This is a genomic window from Pseudomonas sp. PDM22, assembly GCF_014851965.1.
GTDB lineage: Bacteria > Pseudomonadota > Gammaproteobacteria > Pseudomonadales > Pseudomonadaceae > Pseudomonas.
On record NZ_JACVAR010000001.1, the window covers coordinates 649,300 to 670,643 of the forward strand.

Annotated in this window: 26 protein-coding genes; 10 read left to right on the forward strand and 16 right to left on the reverse strand. The window is 63.6% G+C overall.

Annotation, left to right across the window (positions count from 1 at the left end; genetic code table 11):
• Nucleotides 1-218 precede the first annotated feature (218 nt).
• Together IB255_RS03200 and pflM are read right to left on the reverse strand one after the other, a co-directional pair.
• On the reverse strand, nt 219-446 hold the full coding sequence (locus IB255_RS03200) for a hypothetical protein (RefSeq protein ID WP_192209791.1): 228 nt from the start codon (nt 444-446) through the stop codon (nt 219-221).
• Nucleotides 447-449: 3 nt separating this feature from the next.
• On the reverse strand, nt 450-779 hold the full coding sequence (gene pflM, locus IB255_RS03205) for a lysogeny maintenance protein PflM (RefSeq protein WP_192209792.1): 330 nt from the start codon (nt 777-779) through the stop codon (nt 450-452).
• A gap of 34 nt (nt 780-813) precedes the next feature.
• Here pflM and IB255_RS03210 point away from each other — a divergent pair, with 34 nt between their 5' ends.
• Nucleotides 814-1,050 (forward strand): hypothetical protein, encoded by a 237-nt coding sequence (locus IB255_RS03210; protein WP_192209793.1) that lies wholly within the window; start codon nt 814-816, stop codon nt 1,048-1,050.
• Here IB255_RS03210 and IB255_RS03215 read toward each other — a convergent pair.
• Nucleotides 1,047-1,262 (reverse strand): DNA-binding protein, encoded by a 216-nt coding sequence (locus IB255_RS03215; protein WP_192209794.1) that lies wholly within the window; start codon nt 1,260-1,262, stop codon nt 1,047-1,049. The genes IB255_RS03210 and IB255_RS03215 overlap by 4 nt on opposite strands.
• A gap of 662 nt (nt 1,263-1,924) precedes the next feature.
• Between IB255_RS03215 and IB255_RS03220 the strand changes: the two genes are divergently transcribed.
• The gene (locus IB255_RS03220; protein WP_192209795.1) at nt 1,925-2,317 is read left to right on the forward strand and encodes a response regulator; all 393 of its coding nucleotides are present in this window, start codon (nt 1,925-1,927) and stop codon (nt 2,315-2,317) included.
• A 129-nt stretch (nt 2,318-2,446) separates the two neighbouring features.
• On the opposite strand, the gene IB255_RS03225 is transcribed toward IB255_RS03220, so the two are convergent.
• From IB255_RS03225 to IB255_RS03245, 5 genes are read right to left on the reverse strand one after another with little or no spacing between them, the layout of a single operon-like run.
• Nucleotides 2,447-2,992: an arsinothricin resistance N-acetyltransferase ArsN1 family B gene (locus IB255_RS03225; RefSeq protein ID WP_192209796.1), complete on the reverse strand. Its 546-nt coding sequence runs from the start codon at nt 2,990-2,992 to the stop codon at nt 2,447-2,449.
• A gap of 7 nt (nt 2,993-2,999) precedes the next feature.
• Entirely contained in the window at nt 3,000-3,701 is a 702-nt protein-coding gene (gene arsH, locus IB255_RS03230; RefSeq protein WP_192209797.1) for an arsenical resistance protein ArsH, read from the reverse strand.
• A gap of 12 nt (nt 3,702-3,713) precedes the next feature.
• Nucleotides 3,714-4,184, reverse strand: a complete 471-nt coding sequence (locus IB255_RS03235; protein ID WP_192209798.1) for an arsenate reductase ArsC — start codon at nt 4,182-4,184, stop codon at nt 3,714-3,716.
• Nucleotides 4,185-4,212: 28 nt separating this feature from the next.
• On the reverse strand, nt 4,213-5,496 hold the full coding sequence (locus IB255_RS03240) for an arsenic transporter (protein ID WP_192209799.1): 1,284 nt from the start codon (nt 5,494-5,496) through the stop codon (nt 4,213-4,215).
• A 21-nt stretch (nt 5,497-5,517) separates the two neighbouring features.
• The gene (locus IB255_RS03245; RefSeq protein WP_192209800.1) at nt 5,518-5,865 is read right to left on the reverse strand and encodes a metalloregulator ArsR/SmtB family transcription factor; all 348 of its coding nucleotides are present in this window, start codon (nt 5,863-5,865) and stop codon (nt 5,518-5,520) included.
• A gap of 299 nt (nt 5,866-6,164) precedes the next feature.
• Between IB255_RS03245 and IB255_RS03250 the strand changes: the two genes are divergently transcribed.
• From IB255_RS03250 to IB255_RS03260, 3 genes are all read left to right on the forward strand, one after another.
• Nucleotides 6,165-6,761: a DNA-J related domain-containing protein gene (locus IB255_RS03250; RefSeq protein WP_081515825.1), complete on the forward strand. Its 597-nt coding sequence runs from the start codon at nt 6,165-6,167 to the stop codon at nt 6,759-6,761.
• Nucleotides 6,762-6,921: 160 nt separating this feature from the next.
• A complete protein-coding gene (locus IB255_RS03255; RefSeq protein ID WP_024764594.1) occupies nt 6,922-7,518 on the forward strand; it encodes a Yip1 family protein in 597 nt (198 codons plus the stop codon).
• A 169-nt stretch (nt 7,519-7,687) separates the two neighbouring features.
• Nucleotides 7,688-8,185 (forward strand): SprT family zinc-dependent metalloprotease, encoded by a 498-nt coding sequence (locus IB255_RS03260; protein ID WP_081515827.1) that lies wholly within the window; start codon nt 7,688-7,690, stop codon nt 8,183-8,185.
• A 6-nt stretch (nt 8,186-8,191) separates the two neighbouring features.
• Here IB255_RS03260 and IB255_RS03265 read toward each other — a convergent pair whose 3' ends face one another.
• Together IB255_RS03265 and IB255_RS03270 are read right to left on the reverse strand one after the other, a co-directional pair.
• Nucleotides 8,192-9,373, reverse strand: coding sequence for a CaiB/BaiF CoA transferase family protein (locus IB255_RS03265; RefSeq protein WP_081515829.1), 1,182 nt, complete (start codon nt 9,371-9,373; stop codon nt 8,192-8,194).
• Between the two features lie 42 nt (nt 9,374-9,415).
• Nucleotides 9,416-10,555, reverse strand: a complete 1,140-nt coding sequence (locus tag IB255_RS03270; protein WP_081515831.1) for an acyl-CoA dehydrogenase family protein — start codon at nt 10,553-10,555, stop codon at nt 9,416-9,418.
• 145 nt (nt 10,556-10,700) lie between these two features.
• On the opposite strand from IB255_RS03270, the gene IB255_RS03275 reads away from it, so the two are divergent.
• A complete protein-coding gene (locus IB255_RS03275; protein WP_192209801.1) occupies nt 10,701-11,165 on the forward strand; it encodes a GNAT family N-acetyltransferase in 465 nt (154 codons plus the stop codon).
• A 113-nt stretch (nt 11,166-11,278) separates the two neighbouring features.
• Here the strand turns inward: IB255_RS03275 and IB255_RS03280 are convergent, their stop codons facing one another.
• Nucleotides 11,279-12,595 (reverse strand): OprO/OprP family phosphate-selective porin, encoded by a 1,317-nt coding sequence (locus tag IB255_RS03280; RefSeq protein WP_081515835.1) that lies wholly within the window; start codon nt 12,593-12,595, stop codon nt 11,279-11,281.
• Nucleotides 12,596-12,895: 300 nt separating this feature from the next.
• Between IB255_RS03280 and IB255_RS03285 the strand changes: the two genes are divergently transcribed.
• Entirely contained in the window at nt 12,896-13,810 is a 915-nt protein-coding gene (locus IB255_RS03285) for a DedA family protein/thiosulfate sulfurtransferase GlpE (protein ID WP_081515837.1), read from the forward strand.
• 90 nt (nt 13,811-13,900) lie between these two features.
• On the opposite strand, the gene IB255_RS03290 is transcribed toward IB255_RS03285, so the two are convergent.
• The 3 genes from IB255_RS03290 to IB255_RS03300 are packed head-to-tail and all read right to left on the reverse strand — an operon-like array spanning nt 13,901 to nt 15,866.
• A complete protein-coding gene (locus IB255_RS03290; RefSeq protein ID WP_081515839.1) occupies nt 13,901-14,140 on the reverse strand; it encodes a zf-HC2 domain-containing protein in 240 nt (79 codons plus the stop codon).
• Nucleotides 14,134-14,742 (reverse strand): RNA polymerase sigma factor, encoded by a 609-nt coding sequence (locus IB255_RS03295; RefSeq protein WP_081515841.1) that lies wholly within the window; start codon nt 14,740-14,742, stop codon nt 14,134-14,136. Before IB255_RS03295 ends, IB255_RS03290 begins: the two co-directional genes overlap by 7 nt.
• A gap of 2 nt (nt 14,743-14,744) precedes the next feature.
• The gene (locus IB255_RS03300) at nt 14,745-15,866 is read right to left on the reverse strand and encodes a beta-ketoacyl-ACP synthase III (RefSeq protein WP_081516422.1); all 1,122 of its coding nucleotides are present in this window, start codon (nt 15,864-15,866) and stop codon (nt 14,745-14,747) included.
• Between the two features lie 424 nt (nt 15,867-16,290).
• Here IB255_RS03300 and IB255_RS03305 point away from each other — a divergent pair, with 424 nt between their 5' ends.
• Complete coding sequence (locus IB255_RS03305) at nt 16,291-16,803, forward strand: ankyrin repeat domain-containing protein (RefSeq protein ID WP_081515843.1); 513 nt, start codon at nt 16,291-16,293, stop codon at nt 16,801-16,803.
• A gap of 1 nt (nt 16,804) precedes the next feature.
• Here the strand turns inward: IB255_RS03305 and IB255_RS03310 are convergent, their stop codons facing one another.
• Nucleotides 16,805-17,707, reverse strand: coding sequence for a LysR family transcriptional regulator (locus tag IB255_RS03310; RefSeq protein ID WP_081515845.1), 903 nt, complete (start codon nt 17,705-17,707; stop codon nt 16,805-16,807).
• A gap of 103 nt (nt 17,708-17,810) precedes the next feature.
• On the opposite strand from IB255_RS03310, the gene IB255_RS03315 reads away from it, so the two are divergent.
• Both IB255_RS03315 and IB255_RS03320 read left to right on the forward strand, forming a co-directional pair.
• A complete protein-coding gene (locus IB255_RS03315; protein ID WP_081515847.1) occupies nt 17,811-18,995 on the forward strand; it encodes an MFS transporter in 1,185 nt (394 codons plus the stop codon).
• An 87-nt stretch (nt 18,996-19,082) separates the two neighbouring features.
• On the forward strand, nt 19,083-20,126 hold the full coding sequence (locus IB255_RS03320) for an acyltransferase family protein (RefSeq protein WP_192209802.1): 1,044 nt from the start codon (nt 19,083-19,085) through the stop codon (nt 20,124-20,126).
• On the opposite strand, the gene IB255_RS03325 is transcribed toward IB255_RS03320, so the two are convergent.
• A complete protein-coding gene (locus tag IB255_RS03325) occupies nt 20,108-21,172 on the reverse strand; it encodes a GGDEF domain-containing protein (protein ID WP_081515850.1) in 1,065 nt (354 codons plus the stop codon). The two genes, IB255_RS03320 and IB255_RS03325, sit on opposite strands and share 19 nt — an antisense overlap.
• Between the last annotated feature and the right edge of the window lie 172 nt (nt 21,173-21,344).

A 21,344-nucleotide genomic window follows, 5' to 3' on the forward strand; every position in this document is an offset into this window, starting at 1 on the left:
GCTCCTTTGCCTTTTTCGGGCATGAGTTGACCCGCTGCTGCAAATTGGGCGCGTTGATGGCCGTCTTTCAGCGGGTGTGGTGGTGCCTAGGTTTTGCGGTGGTGCGGGCGGTGAGTGGGGCAACACAAAGGGCTCTGCCCTTGTCATCCCGCTCTCGCCGCCGAGGGCTCAGGAGCGCGGGGCGGTGGTGCTGCCCCTCACTCCCGAGCGGAGGCTATTCAGGGAGGGGGACGGTCAAGGGTGCGCTTCGCCCGGCGCTCCGTTTGTCCGAACGGGAGAGCGCGTTCGGACAAGCCGGTGCGGCGGCCCTGGACCGGCTTGGCCTGGGTGCAGTTGTTGCGGTCGGCCCACTTCGAAATTTCGTGGGCCACGCACATCAGCGGAAAGCCCACACAGGTGAGGAGAGCGAACAGCAAGGTAAGGCTGAAGGCGGCGTCAGTGTGCATGGCTCAGGCCTCCAACTCGAAGGGTTCGCGGATCGGCACGAAGGGAGTCGGCTTGCCGCTGTCGTAGACAACGTGCCAATACTTCGGCGGACGGAGCGCGGGCATGTGTTTCGCGCAGGTAAAACCCGGTTCCACCCGGTACGTCGAGTGGATCGAGCGCCACACTCCAGCGACCTTGGCCATCGTGGTAACGACCGTGAAGACCCGCGTAGGGCGGCACTCGGTGCAGGGTGTGAACTGGAAGGCTGCGGGCTTTGCCAGTTCGCGACGGGACCAGCAGACAGAGCAGTCGCAGTCGGGGGCGTGAGGTTGACGAACGTACTTCGACAGCATCGGAAGTCACCTCGCGATCACAAGGCAGACGCGGATGAATCACGGCGAGGGAGAAAAGACACCGCATAGAAGGAAGAACGTCTTCATCGCGGTTGGCTTCGACGGTCAATCGTGCGGAAGCAAGCTCCATCCGACCTTCTTCGTGAAATCGGCGCGCGGCGTCCGCGAAGCCATTGACCACAGCCTTGTGCATCAGGCGGAAAGACAGACGGGCAGCGGCGAGTTTTTCTCGTACACGCTGAGCGCTCAGCGGAGAAAGAAGGCTCATTAGAGGCCCTCCTGTTCCAGCAGGCGGCGACTCAGCAGCGCCACATTTACCATTACGCGGTTGCCGATCTTGATGCGCGGGATGTAGCCCACGCGAATCCAGCCCTCAACCACCCCCTCATCCATGCCGATCCACGAGGCAAATTTCCGCCACGGCATCAGTACGGGAGCGTTTTTGACCGCTTCGAGAGAAACCTTGCTTCCTTCCGTTTCCATGACCTTTCCTGCACTATCAGATGTCAATTATTCGGGGACATCTGGCATTGCAATAAATGCAATGCCATAGGTGCACCATAACAAATCAAGCACTTAATGTGTTGCACTATGTGCTAGATCATTAGAACTTTATGGAATGATCAGAGAAAGAATTATTGCCATCTGGGAATATATGGACTTGTCCGCCGCTAAGCTGGAGAAGCTGACGGCTATTGACCGCAACAATTGGTACCACCTGCGAAACGGCAGGCGACGAGCCAACGAAGACGACATAGAGGCAATAATCAAGATCGCCCCCCAGTTCGCTTTTTGGCTAACGACAGGACAGATTGCCCCGGAGATTGGACAGGTCAGCCCCGAGTTCGAAGAGGCAGACGCCCACTTGCAAGGTCCCCACGTGGGATAGAGCTGACAAGGAAGGCAGCCCTCAAGTGGTTCAAAGGAAAAAAGGGGTAACACCTGCAAGGTGTTGTGCTGCGTGCAAGAACCCAGACACTGGAACGAAGAAGCCCGCCGATATGCGGGCTTTTTTTGTGGTCAGCTACCGACCCAAAGCAGTCGTTGCCATGTTTATCCTTTATGTGGGGAGAGGCAGACCAGACTACGAATGTGAACTTAGGCGCGGCAGCGCTTTCCACCGGTACACGTACAGGAGAACTGGCATGGAAACGCTCCGAGGTCCGCCCGCGAACTGTTCCTCATTCGTACTGATTCTTGACGATGATCCAACCTTGGCCAGAGTTCTAGGCTTGGCGATGGAAAATTACGGAATTCCCGCAGTCGTTCTTGGAAACGCCGACAATGGTCTCGATTGGATCAATGCTAACCCTGGCCAACTGGCCCTTTTGCTCACTGATGTCTTAATGCCTGGTGAGATCGACGGTCTGGATTTAGCACGTAAGGTTGCAGAGCGCTCCCCAGACATCCCCATCATCATCATGTCTGGCGGCTCCTGGAGTCGAGACTTCCCGGCCTACCTCATTCTCGACAAGCCATTTGATCTCACGGCGCTCATGACTGTTGTTAGAGAGGCCCTAGCGCTCCCCACTGAGTAAATAGGGCGCATGGTTAATGCAACACTGATATTGCAGTCCCCTTCTGGCCGATTCGGGTCATCCGCGAATGGCTGCAATTGGCCGATTTCTGCCGCTGGCGAGAGGCATCTACCGACCCGTAACGGACGTTTAGCCTGATATCTCCGGATAGCGAAAAGGGTCTGCGGGTGCGTTAATCGGTGCACCCAGCTCCAGACGCCAGTAACCCACGTCGTGCCAGTGGCCCAGCTTGAAACCGACCTGCGGGAAGGTGCCGATGTGCCGGAACCCGAGCTGCTCGTGCAGACCGACGCTTCCAGCGTTAGGCAGCGCAATACCGGCGTAGGCTGCGTTGAACCCCTGTTTGGCAAGGGTAGGTAGCAGCTCTCCATAGAGGCTCCGGCCCACTCCAGCACGACGCTCACCCTCTGCGATGTAAACGGTCACATCCACTGCCCATCGGTATGCAGCACGCGCCCGGTGCTGGCTGGCGTAGGCGTAGCCAACCAGGCGCCCGTCACGGATAGCGACGAGGTACGGGTATGTTTGCAGGGTGGTGACGATCCGCTGCCGCATCTCTTCGATGGAAGGTGGTACTTCCTCGAAGGAGATCGCCGTACCAGCCACTATGGGCGCATAGATGAGCTGGATTGCCGGTGCGTCTTCAGGGCGTGCTTGTCTGATTTCGATGGGCATGACGACCTCAGATCGAGCGCTGATTCACGCGGGCGGAGAGCTGCTCGGCGCTGTCCTTGCGCTCCGAATAACGATCCACAAGGAAGTCCTGGCGATCACGCAGCAGCAAGGTGAACTTCACCAGTTCTTCCATCACGTCTACCACACGGTCGTAGTACGCCGAAGGCTTCATGCGCCCTGCGTCGTCGAACTCCAGGTATGCCTTGGGCACCGAGGATTGGTTGGGGATGGTGAACATGCGCATCCAGCGGCCGAGCACGCGCAGCTGGTTGACCACGTTGAACGACTGCGAGCCGCCGCAGACTTGCATCACAGCAAGCGTCTTGCCCTGGGTGGGGCGAACAGCGCCGAGTGCTAGCGGAATCCAGTCGATCTGCGCCTTGAACACCGCAGACAGCGCGCCGTGGCGCTCCGGCGAGCACCACACCTGGCCTTCCGACCACTGCACCAGGTCACGCAGTTCCTGAACCTTGGGATGCTCCACCGGCACGTCGTCAGGTAGCGGCAGACCGGAGGGATTGAAGATGCGCGTCTCAGCGCCGAAGTGCTCCAGCAGGCGCGCGGCTTCTTCCACCAGCAGGCGGCTGAAGGAGCGTTCGCGGGTCGATCCGTACAGTAGCAGGATGCGCGGCTTGTGCTCGCTGGTACGAGTTGCCGCTGGCGGCAGGTCGAACAGCGAAAGGTCGAGGTTGGGCAGTTGCTCGGACATGTTTCCTCCTGCTCAGAGCGTGCCGATGCGATCCAGCTCGCGCTTGAGTTCGTCGCGGCTGAGGGTGTCGAAAGGAAGGGCGAAGAAGGCCTGGCAGCGCTGCTCGATGCGGGTCAGCGTGGCGCGAAAGGCGGCGGCGATGGTGCCCTCGTCACCGACTACATCCGAAGGGTCTGCCAGCCCCCAGTGGGACTTCAGCGCCGGGCCGAAGTACACCGGACAGGCTTCGCCGGCGGCCTTGTCGCAGACGGTGATGACGATGTCCGGCGGATTGCGTTCGAAGGAGTCGTTGCCTTTGCTGCTCAAGCCCTCGATGGAGATGCCGGCCTGCTGCAGGGTAGTGAGGCTGCGCGGCAGCACCTGGCCCTTGGGGAAGCTGCCGGAGCTGATCGCCTCGAAGCCTTCCGGCGCCAGGTGGTTGAACAGCGCTTCGGAGAGGATGCTGCGGCAGCTATTGGCCGTGCACATGAACAGGACTCGCATGGAAGGCTCCTCCGCTACGTGGCGGATGTCAGAGGCTCAGGCGCAGCGCCAGGGCCGAAAGAGTGATCAGCAGAACGGGCAGGGTCAGGACGATGCCGACCTTGAAGTAGTAACCCCAGGGGATGCGCATGCCCTTGCGCTCCAGCACATGCAGCCAGAGCAGCGTGGCGAGACTGCCGATAGGTGTGATCTTCGGGCCGAGATCGCAGCCAATCACGTTGGCGTAGATCATCGCCTCGCGCACCAGGCCTTCCGCGTTGCTGCCTTGGATCGACAGTGCGCCCACCAGCACGCTGGGCATGTTATTCATCACCGAAGAGAGCAGCGCCGAGAGCAGCCCGGTGCCGATGGCGGCGCTCCACAAGCCCTGTTCAGCAAGGCGGTCGAGCAGGTGAGTGAGGAAATCCGTGAGGTCGGCGTTCTTCAGCCCATACACCACCAGGTACATGCCGAGGGAGAAGACCACCACCTGCCATGGTGCTTCGCGCAGTACACGGCGGGTGGAGATGCGGTGTCCGCGAGCGGCGATGGCAAACAGGATTGCCGCACAGACGGCAGCGACGGCGCTGACCGGAATGCCGAGCGGCTCCAGGGCGAACAGGCCAACCAGCAACACCAACAGCGTCCACCAGCCGACGATGAAAGTGGCGCGGTCGTGGATCGCCGCTTTCGGCTCCTTCAGCGCATCGAGCGCGTATTGCCTCGGGATGTCGCGACGGAAGAACAGGAACAGCACCAGCAGGGTGGCGGCGACACTGGCGAGGTTCACCGGCACCATCACCGAGGCGTACTCGGCAAAGCCCAGACCGAAGTAATCGGCCGAGACAATGTTCACCAGGTTGGAGACCACCAGCGGCAGGCTCGCTGTGTCGGCAATGAAACCCGCAGCCATGACGAAGGCCAGGGTTGCCGCGGGCGAGAACCGCAGGGCAAGCAGCATCGACATGACGATGGGGGTGAGGATCAGCGCCGCACCATCGTTGGCGAACAGCGCCGAAACGGCAGCACCGAGCAACACGCAGAAGGCGAACAGGCGGCGACCGCCGCCATTTGCCCACCGCGCCACGTGCAGCGCGGCCCATTCGAAGAAGCCGGCCTCATCCAACAGCAGGCTGATGATGATGACGGCGATGAACGTAGCGGTCGCGTTCCAGACGATGGCCCAGACGGTCGGGATGTCGTGCAGCGAAACCGCGCCAGCGGCCAGGGCGATGATTGCACCCAGAGCTGCACTCCAGCCGACGCCAAGGCCCCTTGGTTGCCATATGACCAGAACGAGGGTGAAAACGAAGACAGCAACGGCGACCAGCATTGGAAACTCGCTCGGAAGGGATCAGCAGCAGGCGGCGTCACGGACGGGGCGGCCGTCCATGTTCTGCAGGCGGAGGGTGTTGTCGGCCAGCCATTGCGCGTTGGCTCGCAGGGTGACCTGCAGCATCTCGTGTACCCAGGTGGGCAGTTTGGGGTTGAGGCGGTAATACACCCACTGACCCTGGCGGCGATCCAGCAGTAGGCCGCTGCTGCGCAGTTGTGCCAGGTGGCGGCTGATCTTCGGCTGGCTATCGTCCAGCGCGCACATCAGCTCGCACACGCAGAGCTCGCCCTGGCTGGCGATGAGCAGGGTGGCGCGAGCACGGGTCTCGTCGGCCAGGCTCTTGAAGACCTCGGGTGGAGTGATCATGGCTTCGCCTTACATACGGAAAATCGAATATACGGATATTCATATGTAAGGCGCAAGCCGCGTTGAACTTCAGCGTCCGCTTCTGGCCGGTTGCAGCCCTTGCAACGTGTCGAAAAAGTGTCGATATCGCTACCCATTGCTATCCGAAGCTATCCAGCTCTGATGCAGCAAACAGCCCCAGGCCCTTGATCTATCAGGCGCTATCCAACGCTATCCACTCCAAAACCACGACTGACATTTCTACGCGCAAAGCGACGCGTACCCCAGCCCCTCTATCGGCCTACTGCTAATCTGACCGCATGACGCCTGATCTCGAACCTTCCCTCGACCTGACGGACCAGCTCCTGCAGCTGTTGCGGGAAGCGCCTGAAGGAATCTCCGAATTCCAGCTGATCCAGCACTTGAAGGCTCGGCATTCCACCCACGTGCCGAACCTGCCGCTGACCGACAAGCTGGTGCTGTTCCGCACCCATTTCCTGGTGTTCAACGCGCTGTATCGCCTGCGCGACCGGCTCTGGGACGAGAACGCCGCGCACCTGGAGATCGGCCCGCTGCAGATTCGTCTCTCTCCTTATATGAGCGGCGTGCAGGCGCTCGGCGAGCAGGATGCCCTGCGCGCCTACTACCTCGATGAGAAACACCTGAAGGAAACCACCGAGCGCGACGTGGAGAAATTGCTGGAAAGCTTCTGGACGCGCATGCAGGGCAACGAGGAAAAGGCCGCGGCGCTGGCCCTGTTCGAGCTGGAAGACGGCCCGGTGGACTACGCGCTGATCAAGCTGCGCTACCGCCAGTTGGTCAGCCAGCACCACCCCGACCGGGGCGGCAGTACGACGCGCCTGCAGTCGATCAACAAGGCCATGGAAATTCTGGAGCGCTATTACAGCCGCCCGTGAAACTTCCATTTGCTCTAACCCCACGGACGACGTGGCCTGCAGCCATTCCTATACTGCGACTTAAGGTCGCATAGGTCGGCCGGGCACCGGATGACGCTGGCTACGCGTATTCGGCGCCTCGCTGGGGGGCGACCTTCTATAAGAAGAGGAGAATGCTGACATGATCCATCATGTGTGGGGGCTCTTCACCCATCCCGATCAGGAATGGCAGGACATCCGTGGCGAAGAAGAATCCATCAGCCACATGTATCTGACGCACGTCCTGATCCTCGCTGCCATCCCGGTCATTTCCGCCTACATCGGCACCACACAGGTCGGCTGGGTATTGGGCAATGCGGGACCGGTCAAGCTGACGGCCGCCAGTGCGATCCAGCTGACCATCATGACTTACATCGCCATGCTCGCCGGCGTCGCCGTGATGGGCGCCTTCATCCACTGGATGGCCCGTACCTACGACGCGTCGCCATCGCTGACCCAATGCATAGTGTTCGCCGCGTACACCGCTACTCCGCTGTTCATCGGCGGCCTGGCGGCGCTCTACCCGCACCTGTGGCTGGGCATGATCATCGGCACCGCCGCGATCTGCTACACCGTCTACCTGCTCTATGTCGGCATCCCAACCTTCATGAACATTCCCAAGGATGAAGGTTTCCTGTTCTCCAGCTCGGTACTGGCGGTAGGACTGGTGGTGCTGGTGGCGATGATGGCCCTGTCAGTCATCCTCTGGGGCAGCGGCGTCGGCCCGGAATACACCTGATTGCACGACACGAACGGAAAACCGGGCCCCAGCGGCCCGGTTTTCTTTTGCGTGCTTGCCTGAAACTCGCCCGGCTTGCCTGAACCTGCACCCCGGACGAGCGGCCGCGAGAAATCCTCCACCCGCGCTCCGACTGCGGCATAATCTGCCCCCGTCGGAGAACCACTGTATGCCTGAACAGCTCAACGCTCGCGTCGAAGCCTGCTACCAGCAGGCCGAAGCCTTCTTCCAGCGGCGCTTTCCCCGCCCGGAAGTCAGCTTCCGGCTACGCGGCCAGAAGGCCGGCGTCGCCCACCTGGATGAAAACCTGCTGCGCTTCAACCCGCAGCTGTACCGGGAAAACCACGAACACTTCCTGCAGCAGACCGTGGCCCATGAAGTGGCGCACCTGATTGCCCACCAGATGTTCGGTCCGCGCATTCGCCCGCATGGTGAGGAGTGGCAGCTGATCATGCGCGGCATCTACGGTCTGCCGCCCGATCGCTGCCATACCTACGAGATCAAGCGCCGCCGTGCCACCCGCTACCTGTACCGATGCCACTGCGGCGAGGGCAATGAATTCCCCTTCTCGTCCCAGCGCCACAACCTTGTTGCCCAGGGCCGCCGCTACTACTGCCGGCGCTGCCGTGCGACGCTGATCTTCACCGGCGAAACCCGCCGCGAGTGACACCGCTCAGGCGATAGCCTTGGCTGCCTTGAGCGCCGCAACCTGCTCGTCGGTGTAACCCAGTTCCGCCATCACTTCTGCCGTATGCGCACCCAGCGCAGCGCCGATATGCCGTGGCTCGGGCAGGCCGGCGGAGAAACGGATCGGGCAGGCCATCTGCCGTTGCTCGCCGCCCTTGCCGTTCGGCACCCGGGTTACCAGGCCGCGCTCTGCCAATTGCGGATGCTCCACCGCCTCGGCCAGCGACAGCATCGGCTCGACGCAGGCGTCCAGCGCAGCGAAGCGCTCCTGCCACTGGGCGAAATCCTGTTTTTCGAACTCGATGGCAATCTCGCGCTTGAGCGCCTGCTGCTCTTCCGGCCTGGGCGACAACCCCCGCGCCGCCAGCTCCGGACGGCCGATGGCGGCACAGAACTGCTGCATGAATTGCGGCTCCAGGCTACCCACCGAGAACCAGCGGCCATCGCGGGTGCGGTAATAGTCGTAGAAGCTGCCGCCATTGAGCGCCAGGCCTTCCATCTCCGGCTCCACGCCCGCCGCGAGATAACCGGCACCAGCCATGCCATGCAGGCTGAAGGCGCAGTCGGTCATGCTCACGTCGACCTGCTGCCCCTCCCCCGTCTGCTGCCGGTGGATGACCGCCGCCAGCAGGCCCATCACGCCGTGCAGCGAACCGCCGCCGATGTCCGCCAGTTGCACGCCCAGCGGCAGCGGGCCGCTCTCGCGGCGGCCGGTGTAGCTGGCAACGCCGGCCAGGGCCAGGTAATTGATGTCATGCCCGGCGCGGTCGCGCAGCGGCCCGGTCTGGCCGTAGCCGGTGATCGATACGTAGATCAGCTTCGGGTTGATCGCCTTGAGCGCCTCGTAGCCCACGCCTAGCTTGTCCATCACGCCGGGGCGGAACTGCTCCAGCACGATGTCGTACTCCTGCACCAGTTGCTTCACCACTTCCACCGCCTCGGCCTGTTTCAGGTCCAGCGCGATACAGCGCTTGTTGCGGTTGAGGTAGGCGTGACTGGCGGAGGTACCGTCCACGTGCGGCGGCAGTACGCGCACCAGGTCCATGCGCGTGGGGGATTCCACGCGCAGCACCTGGGCGCCCATGTCGGCCAGCAGCAGCGAGGCGAACGGCCCCGGCAGCAGGGTGGAAAAATCGAGGATCTTCAGTGAGGCGAGCGGGCCGTTCATGGGCACTCCTGTTTCGCTCAATCGATGCGTGGGCGCCGCGCCTCAGAGCTTCATGCCGCGGCTGATGATCTCTTTCATGATCTCCGAAGTACCGGCGAAGATGCGCTGGATGCGCGCGTTCGCGTACATCTTGCAGATCGGATACTCCCACATGTAACCCCAGCCGCCGTGCAGTTGCACGCCTTCATCGACCACCTTGCACAGCAGCTCGGTGGTGAACAGCTTGGCCTCGGCGGCCACTTCGGGGGTGAGCTTCTTCTGGTTGTGGTCCATCACGCAGCGGTCGGTGAAGACCTGCGCCACGTCGATCTGCGTACGCATCTCGGCGAGCTTGAAGCGGGTGTTCTGGAAGTGCGCCACCGGGCGGTCGAAGGCCTTGCGCTCCTTCACGTAGTCGACGGTCGCGTTCAGCGCCGCCTCGGCGCCGGCCACCGCGCCACAGGCGTTGGTCAGGCGCTCCTGGGCCAACATGTTCATCAGGTAGAAGAAGCCGCCCTTGGCGTCGCCCAGCAGGTTCTCCTTCGGCACTTTCACGTTGTTGAAGAACAGCTCGGCGGTGTCCTGGCTCTTCATGCCCAGCTTCTTCAGGTTGCGCCCTCGCTCGAAGCCTTCCATGCCACGCTCGACTACGAACAGCCCCATGGCGTGCTTGTTCGCCGGGTCGGTCTTGGCCGCGACTATCACCAGGTCCGCCAGCAGGCCGTTGGAGATGAACACCTTGGAACCGTTGAGGACGAAGTGGTCGCCCTTGTCCACCGCCGTGGTGCGCATACCGGCCAGGTCGGAGCCGGCGGACGGCTCGGTCATCGCGACCGCCAGGATACTCTCGCCACGGATGATCCCCGGCAGCCAGCGGGCCTTCTGCTCGGCGTTGCCGTACTCGGCGATGTAGGGGCCGCACAGCGCCGAGTGCAGCGGGATCATGAAACCCGGCTCGTTGATGGCGGCCAGTTCCTCACACATGATCTGTTCGTAGCGGAAATCCTTCAGAGCGGTTCCGCCGTACTCCTCTTCCGCCCAGGGCAGCAGGAAGCCCATCTCCCCCGCCTTGCGCCAGACACTGCGGTCCACCACGCCGGCTTCCTCCCATTCCTCCTGGTGAGGCACCACTTCCTTGTTGAGGAAGGATCGGAAGGCATCGCGGAACAGGTTGTGCTCGGTCTCGAAGTGATTGCGCAGCATGGTCGACTCCCGGTGGGTTGAGTGCCCGCAGGGTAGGTGCTGGCTGCGCGCGGCCTCAATGACGCGAGCGCTCAGGGTCGATTGACGCAATCGCCCAGCAGATGCGAGTGTGAAACTTCCCAAAGCTGCACCGGAGAGCGCCCGCATGCAGATTCGCCCTTTCCAGCTGGGTGACATCCCGCCGTACGAAAGCTGGTTCAAGGATCCGCTGCTCGATGCACAACTGGGCCCGATGGATCGCTATTGGCTGGAACAGGTGCTGAAGGATGCGGACAAGGTCCAGTACAGCATTCTGCGTGGCGGCCAACTGATCGCGGTGGTGGGGGTTTGCCTGCCCACTGCGGCGCATCCGTACTACTTCGTCACCGATCTTGCCGTGCGCCCGGAGTTACGCGGCTCGGGTGTCGGGCGCGCGGTGATGACCCTGGTGATGAGCCGGCCGGAACTGCAGGGCAGCCCCTTGTGGCGGGCCAGCGTGAGGCCGGACAACCCGACGGCACTGGCTTTTCTCATCAAGCTGGGCTGGACGCGACTGGAAATGGGCAATCCGTTCGATGAGCTGCTCGAGTTCGAATTCCGCCGACGGTCAGCGGGGCCCGGTTTCCGCTGAGGCAACCCCTGCAGGAGCAAGCTCGCTCCTACAGATTGACTGTCCAACTCCCATAAAAAAACCCCGCCGAGGCGGGGTTTACACAAAGGAGTCAAACGGTAGAGCGGTCGTTCTTAGAACACGTACTGCAGACGGGTCACGACACCGTTGCCGTCGTCGTCGCCGTTGGCATTGCGGATGCCGTCGGTGCTGACGTGAACGTAGTCCAGGGAGACTTTCACGGCTTCGTTGGCGTACCAGTTCACACCGATGGTGTTGGTGCTGGCCTTGGTGTCGCCCACGTCGCGGGTGGCGGTAGCCACGACCACGTTCGGGTCATCAACCTTGATGTGGTCGTAACGGTAAAAGACTTCCCAGGCACCGATTTCCTTGTTGGACGGCTTGATGGTGTCGAACTTGGCGCCATCGAGCTTGTACACGCGGGATTCACCGGTGATGGTGTAGGCCAGCTGGCCATAGTAACCGTCAGCCTTGATGTCTTCGTAAGCGTCGGCATCAGCCTTCAGCTTGCGCTTCAGGTATTCGGCCTGAGCGGAGAACGGGCCGATGGCGTAGGCGAATTCAGCACCCCAGGTGGAGTCGTCCTTGTAGGAACCGGCCGGGCTCAGGGTGGCGCCGCCGAAGGTAGCGCGGTTGCCGTTGTCGCCAGCGTCGTTACCGCCGTTGGTGGCGATGCCACGCATGCCCAGACGCGGACGGATGCGGGAGTCGAAGGCGGTGTCATCCAGGTCACGGTAGGCGTAGTCCACGCCAACGTGCAGGACGTTACCGTCGGTGTTCAGCGGAGCGAACACGCCGCGGAAGTTGAACTGCTTGACGCTGTCGCCGTCGGTGTCGTCGGCGTCCTTGGCGTAAACGCCGGCGTCCAGGTAAGCCATATTGGCGACGACGCCGCCAACCTGGGCACCCATGCCGTCCTGGTGGGTGTTGATCCAGTCAGCCAGTTCGTACGCGGAGGTTCGCTCGGTGGCGGTGACCCACTTGGAGCTGGTGGCTTTTTCCAGACCGAAGTCCGGGTCGAAGCGGCCGAACTTCAGGGTGACCGGGCTGAAGCCGGTGTAGCTGAAGGAGGCTTCGTCGAAGTAACCGTTGTCAGCGTTACCGGAGTTGTGGGACATGTCGTAGTTGATCTGGTATTTCCAGTCTTTGTAGACAGTGCCGCCCAGTTCCAGGTAGGCGCGGCGGAAGTAGGCGCCGTCACCGTTGTTGCCGTTCTTGGTGTAGAAACCATCGAAGCGGCTGTAATCCGCTTGCAGACGGCCACCGAGCTTGAAGCTGAATTCCTTGTCGGTGGTGCCGACTTCAAGACCGCCTTTGGTCTTGATTACGATATCGGCGCCATCGGTGGTGACTGTGCCTGCGAAAGCCTGGGCGGAAACGGCCAGTGCCAGGGCAGTGGCGGCGTAACCGGCGAAGTGCTTACGGATCATCGAAGATTCCCCTTAATGGTATTTGCGTTGAACACGCCGAGTGCCTGGCTGCTGCGCGCCCCCCAAGGACTCGCACAGGCCGTTCTGGCGGCCCCCGTTTGTGTTGCTGGGAATCTTGGCGAGGGGTTATTTCAGATCAGTTGCTCGTAGATAAAACTTTTATTACAAAGGAACTTTTGATTTCCTTATGGCATAAAGGTCCTAAGCCATGTCCCACTAGGCCTTCAGGCATTTCTGAAGGCCGCTTTACCGGTATGCTGTCGCCTTCCCCAGGAAGACCGTTCCCTCCCAGGCTTTCCCATGCACGAACTGCAACCCCTGATCCAGCAGCACGGCCTCACCTTGCTGTTCTTCAACGTCCTGCTCGAGCAGTTGGGCCTGCCGATCCCGGCCTACCCGGCGCTGATCGTCGCCGGCGCCCTGGCGCTGCAAGGCAGCGGCGTGCCGCTGGGCCAGGCACTGGCAGTGGCCGTCTGCGCCTGCCTGATCGCCGACCTGATCTGGTTCTGCGCCGGGCGGCACTATGGCGGCTTCATGCTGCGCAGCGTGTGCAAGGTTTCGCTGTCGCCGGACAGCTGCATTCGTCAGAGCCAGAGCTTCTATCTGCGCGTCGGCCCGCGCGCGCTGCTGATCTCGCGCTTCCTCCCCGGCGCCAGCGCGCTGACCACCACCATGGCCGGCATGACGCGTACGCCGCTGCCGCGCTTCCTCGCCTACGACTGCGCCGGAGCGGCACTCTGGGCGGGCTCCGCGCTGCTGCTCGGGAGTATTTTCAGCAGCGCGGTGGACCGCATCCTCGACCTGATCACCGAGTACGCCAGCGTCGGCGTCGCGGCGTTGCTCGGCGCCTTCGCGCTGTTCATCGTCTGGAAGCTCTGGCAGCGCTTCAGCCTGCTCAAGCGCACCTCGCGGATTCCGCGCATCAGCGTCGACGAGCTGCGCGCGCGCCTGGACGCTGGCGAGCCGCCGCTGATTCTCGATGTGCGTGCACAGTTCGATGACGAGGCGATTCCCGGCTCCATCGCCTTCCGCCTGGACGGGGCGCTGGACGAACTGCGTGGCAGCCTGGAGGACAAGGACGTGGTGATCTATTGCGCCTGTCCCCACGAGCTTTCCGCGGCGATGCTGGCGGAGCGGCTGCAGGCGTTCGGACACCCGCGGACGTGGGCACTGTCGGGCGGGTTGGATGCGTGGCGAGCGCAAAGTCTGGGCTGAGGATTCGGCTGCAGGACCGTCATCGCACGGACGTATCCGGCAAGCGCTACGAGGTGTTCATCCCGCGCCGACTGCACAGGTCCGAATGATTCAGCGCCGCGCGCTGTCGCGGCGCAGTTCGGCGAGGTGGTCGGCCAGGCGTTCCGAGTCGGGTCGCGGCGGGTCCGGCAGCAGGCGCAGGGTGGCCTGGGCCAGACGCATCTGTCGCAGATAGCGCCGGCAGTTGCGGCACAGCAGGAGGTGCCGGCGCAGCGCCAGCTTCTCGCGCCAGCCCAGCTGTTCGTCCAGCAGGTCGCTGGAGCGTGCCACCAGTTCCTTGCAGGTCAGCATTCCCCGGTCTCCTCGAAGTGCTCCACGGTGGCAAACACCTTCAGCCGCGCACGGTGCAACAGCACCCGGACATTGGAGAGCGAAACCTCCAGCAGATTACAGATCTCCTCCAACTCCAGTCCCTGGCGTTCGCGCAGCAGCAATACGCTGCGCTGCAGTTCGGAGAGGCTGAGCAGGGTCTTCTCCAGGCACTGCCGCAGTTCATCCTCGGCCAGCAAGGCTTCGGGCGAGTCCTCGTGCCAGGCCAGCGGCGCCGGGCTCCAGTGGCCGTCGGCGGCGAAGCGGGTTTCGTCGAGGCTGCCGTGGGGCGCAGGCAGGTCGTCAAGCGAAACGTCGCGGCGGACCTTGCGCAGGCGCGATTTGGCGGTATTGGCAGTGATGGTCAGCAGCCAGGTCTTGAGGCTGGAGCGACCCTGGAAGCCATCGAGGTTGCGCACCGCGGCGAGCCAGGCGTCCTGCACCACTTCATCGGCATGAGCGGCGCCGACGATGGCGATGGCCACGGCGCGCATCGCACCCTGGTAGTTGGCTACCAGAGTGCGGAAGGCCTGCTGGTCACCGGCCAGCAGGCGCGACAACAGCTCGCTGTCGTCGGCGGGCACGATCAGCGCTTGCGCAGGATCACGCTGCCGATGGAGTAGCCGGCGCCGAAGGAGCTCAGTACGCCGATGGAGCCGGCGGGCAGGTCGTCCTGGTACTTGTGGAAGGCGATGACCGAACCGGCCGAGCTGGTGTTGGCGTAGGTATCGAGGATCACCGGCGCTTCGTGGGCCTCGGCGTCGCGGCCTATCAGCTTGCGGGTGATCAGCAGGTTCATGTTCAGGTTGGCCTGGTGCAGCCAGTAGCGCTTCACATCGCTGACCGGGATGTCGTTCTGCGCCAGGTGCTCGCCGATCAGCTCGGCCACCATCGGGCAGACGTCCTTGAACACCTTGCGGCCTTCCTGCACGAACAGCTTGTCGCGGCTGCCGATGCCCTCTTCCGCCGCGCGGTTGAGGAAGCCGAAGTTGTTGCGGATGTTGTTGGAGAACTGGGTCAGCAGCTTGGTGCTGACCACATCGAACTGGTGCTCGCTGGTAGCCTGGTCGGCACGTTCGATGACCACGGCGGTAGCCGCGTCGCCGAAGATGAAGTGGCTGTCGCGGTCGCGGAAGTTCAGGTGGCCGGTGCAGATTTCCGGGTTGACCATGAGAATCGCGCGGGCCTGGCCCAGTTGCACGCTGTTCACGGCGGCCTGGATGCCGAAGGTAGCCGACGAGCAGGCGACGTTCATGTCATAGCCGAAGCCCTGGATACCGAGGGCGGCCTGCACTTCGATGGCCACGGCGGGGTAGGCGCGCTGCAGGTTGGAGCAGGCGACGATCACGCCATCGATGTCTTCGGGAGTGCGGCCGGCGCGCTGCAGGGCCTGTTTGGCGGCGGCAGTCGCCATCTCGCAGAGGATGCCCCAGTCTTCGTTGGAGCGTTCCGGAATGCGCGGCGCCATGCGCTGCGGATCGAGGATGCCTTCCTTGTTCACCACGAAGCGGCTCTTGATGCCGGAGGCCTTTTCGATGAACGCCGAACTGGACTCGGACAGTGCCTCGACCTCGCCCTTGGCGATGGCGTCGGCATGCTGCTCGTTGTGACTGCGGACGTAGCTGTTGAAGGATTCCACCAGTTCATCGTTGGAGATGCTGAACGGCGGGGTATACAGGCCGGTTCCGCTGATCACGACTTTATGCACGGTCAATCCTCTTCTCAATCTGCGCCGCCGGGCCGGGCGGCAAGGTTAGGCATCAAGGTGCCCGCCCATTGGCCGGCACTGGATATTCGTCGCTCCGCGTCCTGGCGCGAAGGCTTCGGGATGGCGATCCCCGCAACAGGGCAGTGTGCCACTCCCACCGACGGTGGGCACCTTTGCCCGCCCGGCGGTTTGCGGTTTCACCCCAGGTGCAACCGCTGATCGCTGATTATGCTGCAATTTTCGCCGAAAAGTCGCCGTGCGAGGGCGGCATTTGCGCAAGATCATGGACATAAATCACGCCACGCCTGCCCTGGAGCAACGGATTGAAATTTTCCACCGGCACCATAGGCACAGTGTTGGCGCGCCCAGGCGCGCCAGTCCTTATCCTTCAGTGCATTCCCGACTTTGCCAAGGAGACTTCAGGATGAGTGCCGCGAACCGCCCGGAAATGGACGAACAGACCCTGGAATTCGCCAATCAGGTGATCGACCTGGCCCGCCAGGGTGATACCCCGCGCCTGACCGAACTGCTGCAGCAGGGCCTGCCGGCCAACCTGCGCAACCACAAGGGCGACAGCTTGCTGATGCTGGCCAGCTATTACGGCCACCACGACACCGTTGGCGTGCTGCTCGATCACGGCGCCGACCCGGACCTGCGCAACAACGCCGGGCAGACGCCGCTGGCCGGGGCCGCCTTCAAGGGCGATCTGGAGATGGTTCGCCTGCTGCTCAGCCGGGGCGCACAGGTCGAAGGAGCATCGCCCGACGGCAAGACCGCGCTGATGATGGCAGCCATGTTCAATCGCCCGGAGATCGTCCGCTGCCTGCTGGAACACGGCGCCGACCGCGAGGCCCGCGACGCCAGCGGCCTGACGGCGCTGGCCGCGGCGAAGATGATGGGCGCGGCCGATACCCTGGCATTGCTCGAAGCCGCCTGAGTCAGTCGATGCGCACGTGCTCGGCGAGGAAGTCGAGCACCGCGCGCACCCGCGCCGGCAGGTGGCCCGGCTTGCCCAGGTAGAGCGCGTGCATGGGTTTGCGGTCGCCAGGATTGAAGTCCTCCAGCACCGCCACCAGCCGTCCGGCAGCGATATCCTCGCGTACCTGGAATTCTGCCAGCCGCGCCAGCCCCAGCCCGGCCAGCGCCAGATGACGCACGCTGTCGCCGTCGCTGGCCAGCAGGTTGCCGCTGGGCTCGGGGGCATCCGCCGGCTTGTCCAGGAATGGCCAGTCCGGCTCGACACGCCGGTAGCTGAAACCCACGCAGTTGTGCTCGCCCAGCTCGCGCGGATGCTGCGGCGCAGCGTGCCGCGCCAGATACTCGGGCGCGGCGACAATCTTGTGTCCGGACTCCCCCAGCGAACGCGCCACCAACCGCGAGTCCCGCAGTGGGCCGCTGCGCACGGCGACATCAGCACGCACTTCCAGCAGGTCCACCACTTCATCGGTCAGTTGCAGGTCGAGACTGACGCCCGGATAGCGCTCGAAGAACAGCGGCAGCGCCGGGATCAGGAACTGCCGACCCACCGGCAGGTTGCAACTGATGCGCACCCTGCCCTGCGGCTCGGCACTGACCGAAGCCTCGCGCTCGGCTTCATCCAGATCGGCAAGGATGCGCAGGCTGCGCTCGTAGAACGCCGAGCCTTCAGCCGTGAGCTGCTGACGTCGGGTGGAGCGGTTGAACAGCCGCGCGCCGAGGCGATCCTCCAGGCGCGCCACCAGCTTGCTCACTGCCGAGGGCGTCATCCCGCACTGCTGCGCGGCGGCAGTAAAACCGCCGGTTTCCACCACGCGGATGAACACTTCCATTTCGCCGAAGCGGTTGACGTCAGGGCGGGCCATATTGAATTCAATTCACAGGTGATTTGCTTACAAGCAGTCTATATCAGCAATACGCACGGGGATAAGGTGGCGGCCATTCTACGAATCATCCGGGAGAGCCCACGTGCCCATTGCCTTGTACGCCTTGACCGCCGGTGCCTTTGGCATCGGCGTTACCGAATTCGTGATCATGGGATTGCTGCTGGAAGTCGGCCATGATTTCGGCGTGTCCATCTCCGCCGCCGGCCTGCTGATTTCCGGCTACGCGCTGGGCGTAGTGCTCGGCGCGCCACTGCTCACTGCCCTCACCGCGCGCTGGCCGCAACGCCGCACCCTGCTCGGGCTGATGGTGATCTTCACCCTCGGCAACCTCGCCTGTGCCCTGGCGCCGGATTACGCCACGCTGATGGCCGCGCGGGTGCTGACCTCCTTCGCCCATGGCACCTTCTTCGGCGTCGGTTCGGTGGTCGCCACCAGCCTGGTGCCGGCCGAACGCCGCGCCTCGGCCATCGCGCTGATGTTCACCGGCCTCACCGTCGCCACCATCCTCGGCGTGCCGCTGGGCACCTGGCTCGGTCAGCTCTATGGCTGGCGTGCGGCCTTCTGGGTGGTGACCGGCATTGGCCTGTTGGCCCTGGCGATCCTGGCGATCTACCTGCCGCGCCACAGCGCACCGCCGGCCGCCGGCAACCTGCGTGATGACTTCCGCGTGCTGAAGCGCCCGGCCGTGCTGCTCGGCCTGCTGACCACCGTGCTCGGCTTCGGCGGTGTGTTCACCGTGTTCAGCTATGTGTCGCCGCTGCTGACCCGCCTCGCCGGCTTCTCCGAAAGTGCGGTGTCGCCGGTGCTGCTGGTGTTCGGCGGCGGCCTGGTGCTGGGCAACCTGCTGGGCGGCAAACTCGCCGACCGCAAACTGGTGCCCGCCCTGCTCGGCAGCCTGGTCGCGCTGGCGGTGGTCATGGGCCTGATGAGCTTCGCGCTGGAGAACCGGATTGCCGTGGTGATCTTCATCGCCCTGCTCGGCGCCGCCGGGTTCGCCACCGTGCCGCCTCTGCAGATGTGGGTGCTGGAGAAGGCCCACGGCGCCGGCCAGAGTGTCGCGGCCAGCTTCAACATCGCCGCCTTCAACCTGGGTAACGCCCTGGGTGCCTGGCTTGGCGGCATGACCATCGACCACGGGCCCGGCCTCGCCGCGCTGCCCTGGGTCGGCGCCATGCTGCCGGTGGCAGCCATCATCACGGCGCTGCTGTGCCTGCGTCTGGAACGTGAACCGGCGATGCTGGCCGCGACCGTCCAGCAGGCCCGGTGAACGATCGGCGACACCTGACTGTCGAGGAAAGGGGCGCGCAAAGTCGCGCCCCTTTCTTTTATCCACCGACGGAGGACTCGCCCACCCATGCTGGTTTCGCTTCAGGCACTGCGGGCACTGGCCGCCTGGCTGGTGGTGTTCCATCACTTCATGCAAGTGTTCTTCGACTTCCGCGCCGACAGCCTCGGCGGCAAGCTCCTCTCCACCCGCGGCCAGGTCGGGGTGGACATCTTCTTCGTCCTCAGCGGCTTCGTGATCCACCTCTCCAGCGCCGGCCGGCCGATGTCGCCAGTGACCTTCCTGGTCCAGCGCCTGGCCCGTGTCGCCCCGGCCTACTGGCTGTACACGGCGATCACCGCCCTGATCATCTATGCCTTCGCCGACGTGATGCCGATCTACGGCGTCGGCGGCAAATCGCTGCTGCTCTCGCTGCTGTTCATCCCCAGCGAAAACCCCGGTGGTTTCGGTCTGTACCCGGTGCTGCCGGTGGGCTGGACGCTGAATTTCGAGATGCTTTTCTACGGCCTGTTCGCCCTCTCCTTCCTGGTTGCCGAGCGCTGGCGCCCCTGGCTGGTGACCGCGCTGGTGCTGCTGGTGGCGCAAGTGCTGGCGCGCGAACCCTGGCTCAGCAACTTCTACCGAAATCCGATCATCTTCGAGTTTCTCCTCGGCCTGGGCCTGGCGGCGCTGTACCGGCGCGGCTGGCTGAACCTGCCCCGGCCACTGGCCCTGCTGATGGCTGCCGTGGCGGTGACGACCATCGCGGCGTTCCCCGCCGATCATCCCTGGCGCCTGCTGATCTGGGGCCTGCCTGCCGCCACGCTGCTGGCCGCGTGTGTGGCACTGGAGCCGCTGTTCGAGCGCAGCAAAGTGCTGCATGCGCTGGGCGACTGGTCCTATTCGGTGTACCTGCTGCACGTGATCGTGCTCTGGCTGGCCGCCTACTGGCTGCATGAGCGGCTGGGCCTGACGCCCTATCAGACGCTGAGCGTCGCCGTACCGGCGATCCTGCTGCTGTCCTGGCTGAGCTACGAATGGGTGGAACGGAAGATGGCGCGCCAGGTGCGCACGGCCTATGCGCGCCTCACCGAGCCGCTGGCGGCGAAGCGGACTCAGGCCGGGTCGCTGTAGACCAGCCGATTGCGCCCCTCGGCCTTGCCGCGATACAGGCGGCGGTCGGTGCAGCGGTAGAGTTCATCGGCATCCAGACCGTCGCCCGGCCACTCGGCGAGGCCGAAGGTGGCGGAAATCTCGATGCGCTCCCCGTGGTACATCAGCGGTGCCTCGTCGATGTCGCGGCGCAGGGATTCCACCAGCGGCTTGGCGTCGAAGCGATCGGTGAAGGGCAGCAGCAGGCCGAACTCCTCGCCGCCCAGCCGGCCGATCAGGTCGGTGGCGCGCAGGCGGTGGCGCAGTCGGTTGCACAGGTGCTGCAAGGCCTTGTCGCCGGCATCGTGGCCCCACTGGTCGTTGATGTTCTTGAAGTGATCGACATCCAGCACCACCAGCACCAGCCGCGTCTCATAGCGGGCCGCCTCCTGGATGCAGCGCCTCAGCGCACGCTGGAAGCTCTCGCGGCTGGCCACGCCGGTCAGCGCATCGGTCAGCGCCAGGTGCCGCAGTTGCTTGTAGGCGGCAGCGCGGCGCTCTTCATAGACGTGCATGAAGGCAATCACCAGCACGCCACAGAAGATGCCGTTGCCGATGTCGATCAGCCCCGGTGCATCCAGACGCAGGTGGTTCGCATGCAGGTACATCAGCGTGGCGATCAGCATGAACGGCACGGCGAGCAGGAAGCCACGCCACTTGCCCAGCAGCAGGTAGGCCATCACCGGCATCAGATAGACCCAGACGAAGGCCGAGGCCGAGGCGTTGGGCATGACGATGATGTAGAGGATGAAACAGAAGGTCGGCAACAGGTAGGCGATGATCCACGGCACCAGCCGACGCACACGCTGCAGCCGGTGCGCCGCCCACAGCAGCAGCCCGCAGGTGACCAGTTCGGCGCCAGCCAGCCAGAGATTGCCGGCGAGGTACTGCAGGATCGAGAACAACCCCAGGGTCGCCCCGGTGCAACCGAAGATCAGCCGCATCAGCAGGCGATGGTCTGCCTCCTCCAGCCCGGTAGGTCCGGCACTGGAGTCGAACAGATGGTCGGGATCGCTGTTGCGGTGCATCAGCCCTGCTCCTTGGCTCGACCGCCCGGCGGATCGGCCTGAATGGCGGCAATCGGGCACTCCAGCCCGAATCACATGTGCTGAAGACTACTCCAATTTCCTACGGTGCGTAGCCCAGCCGACGGAAACCGGTCGGATGGGCTAGCCTAGGCTGCATTGTCCATGGAGGAAG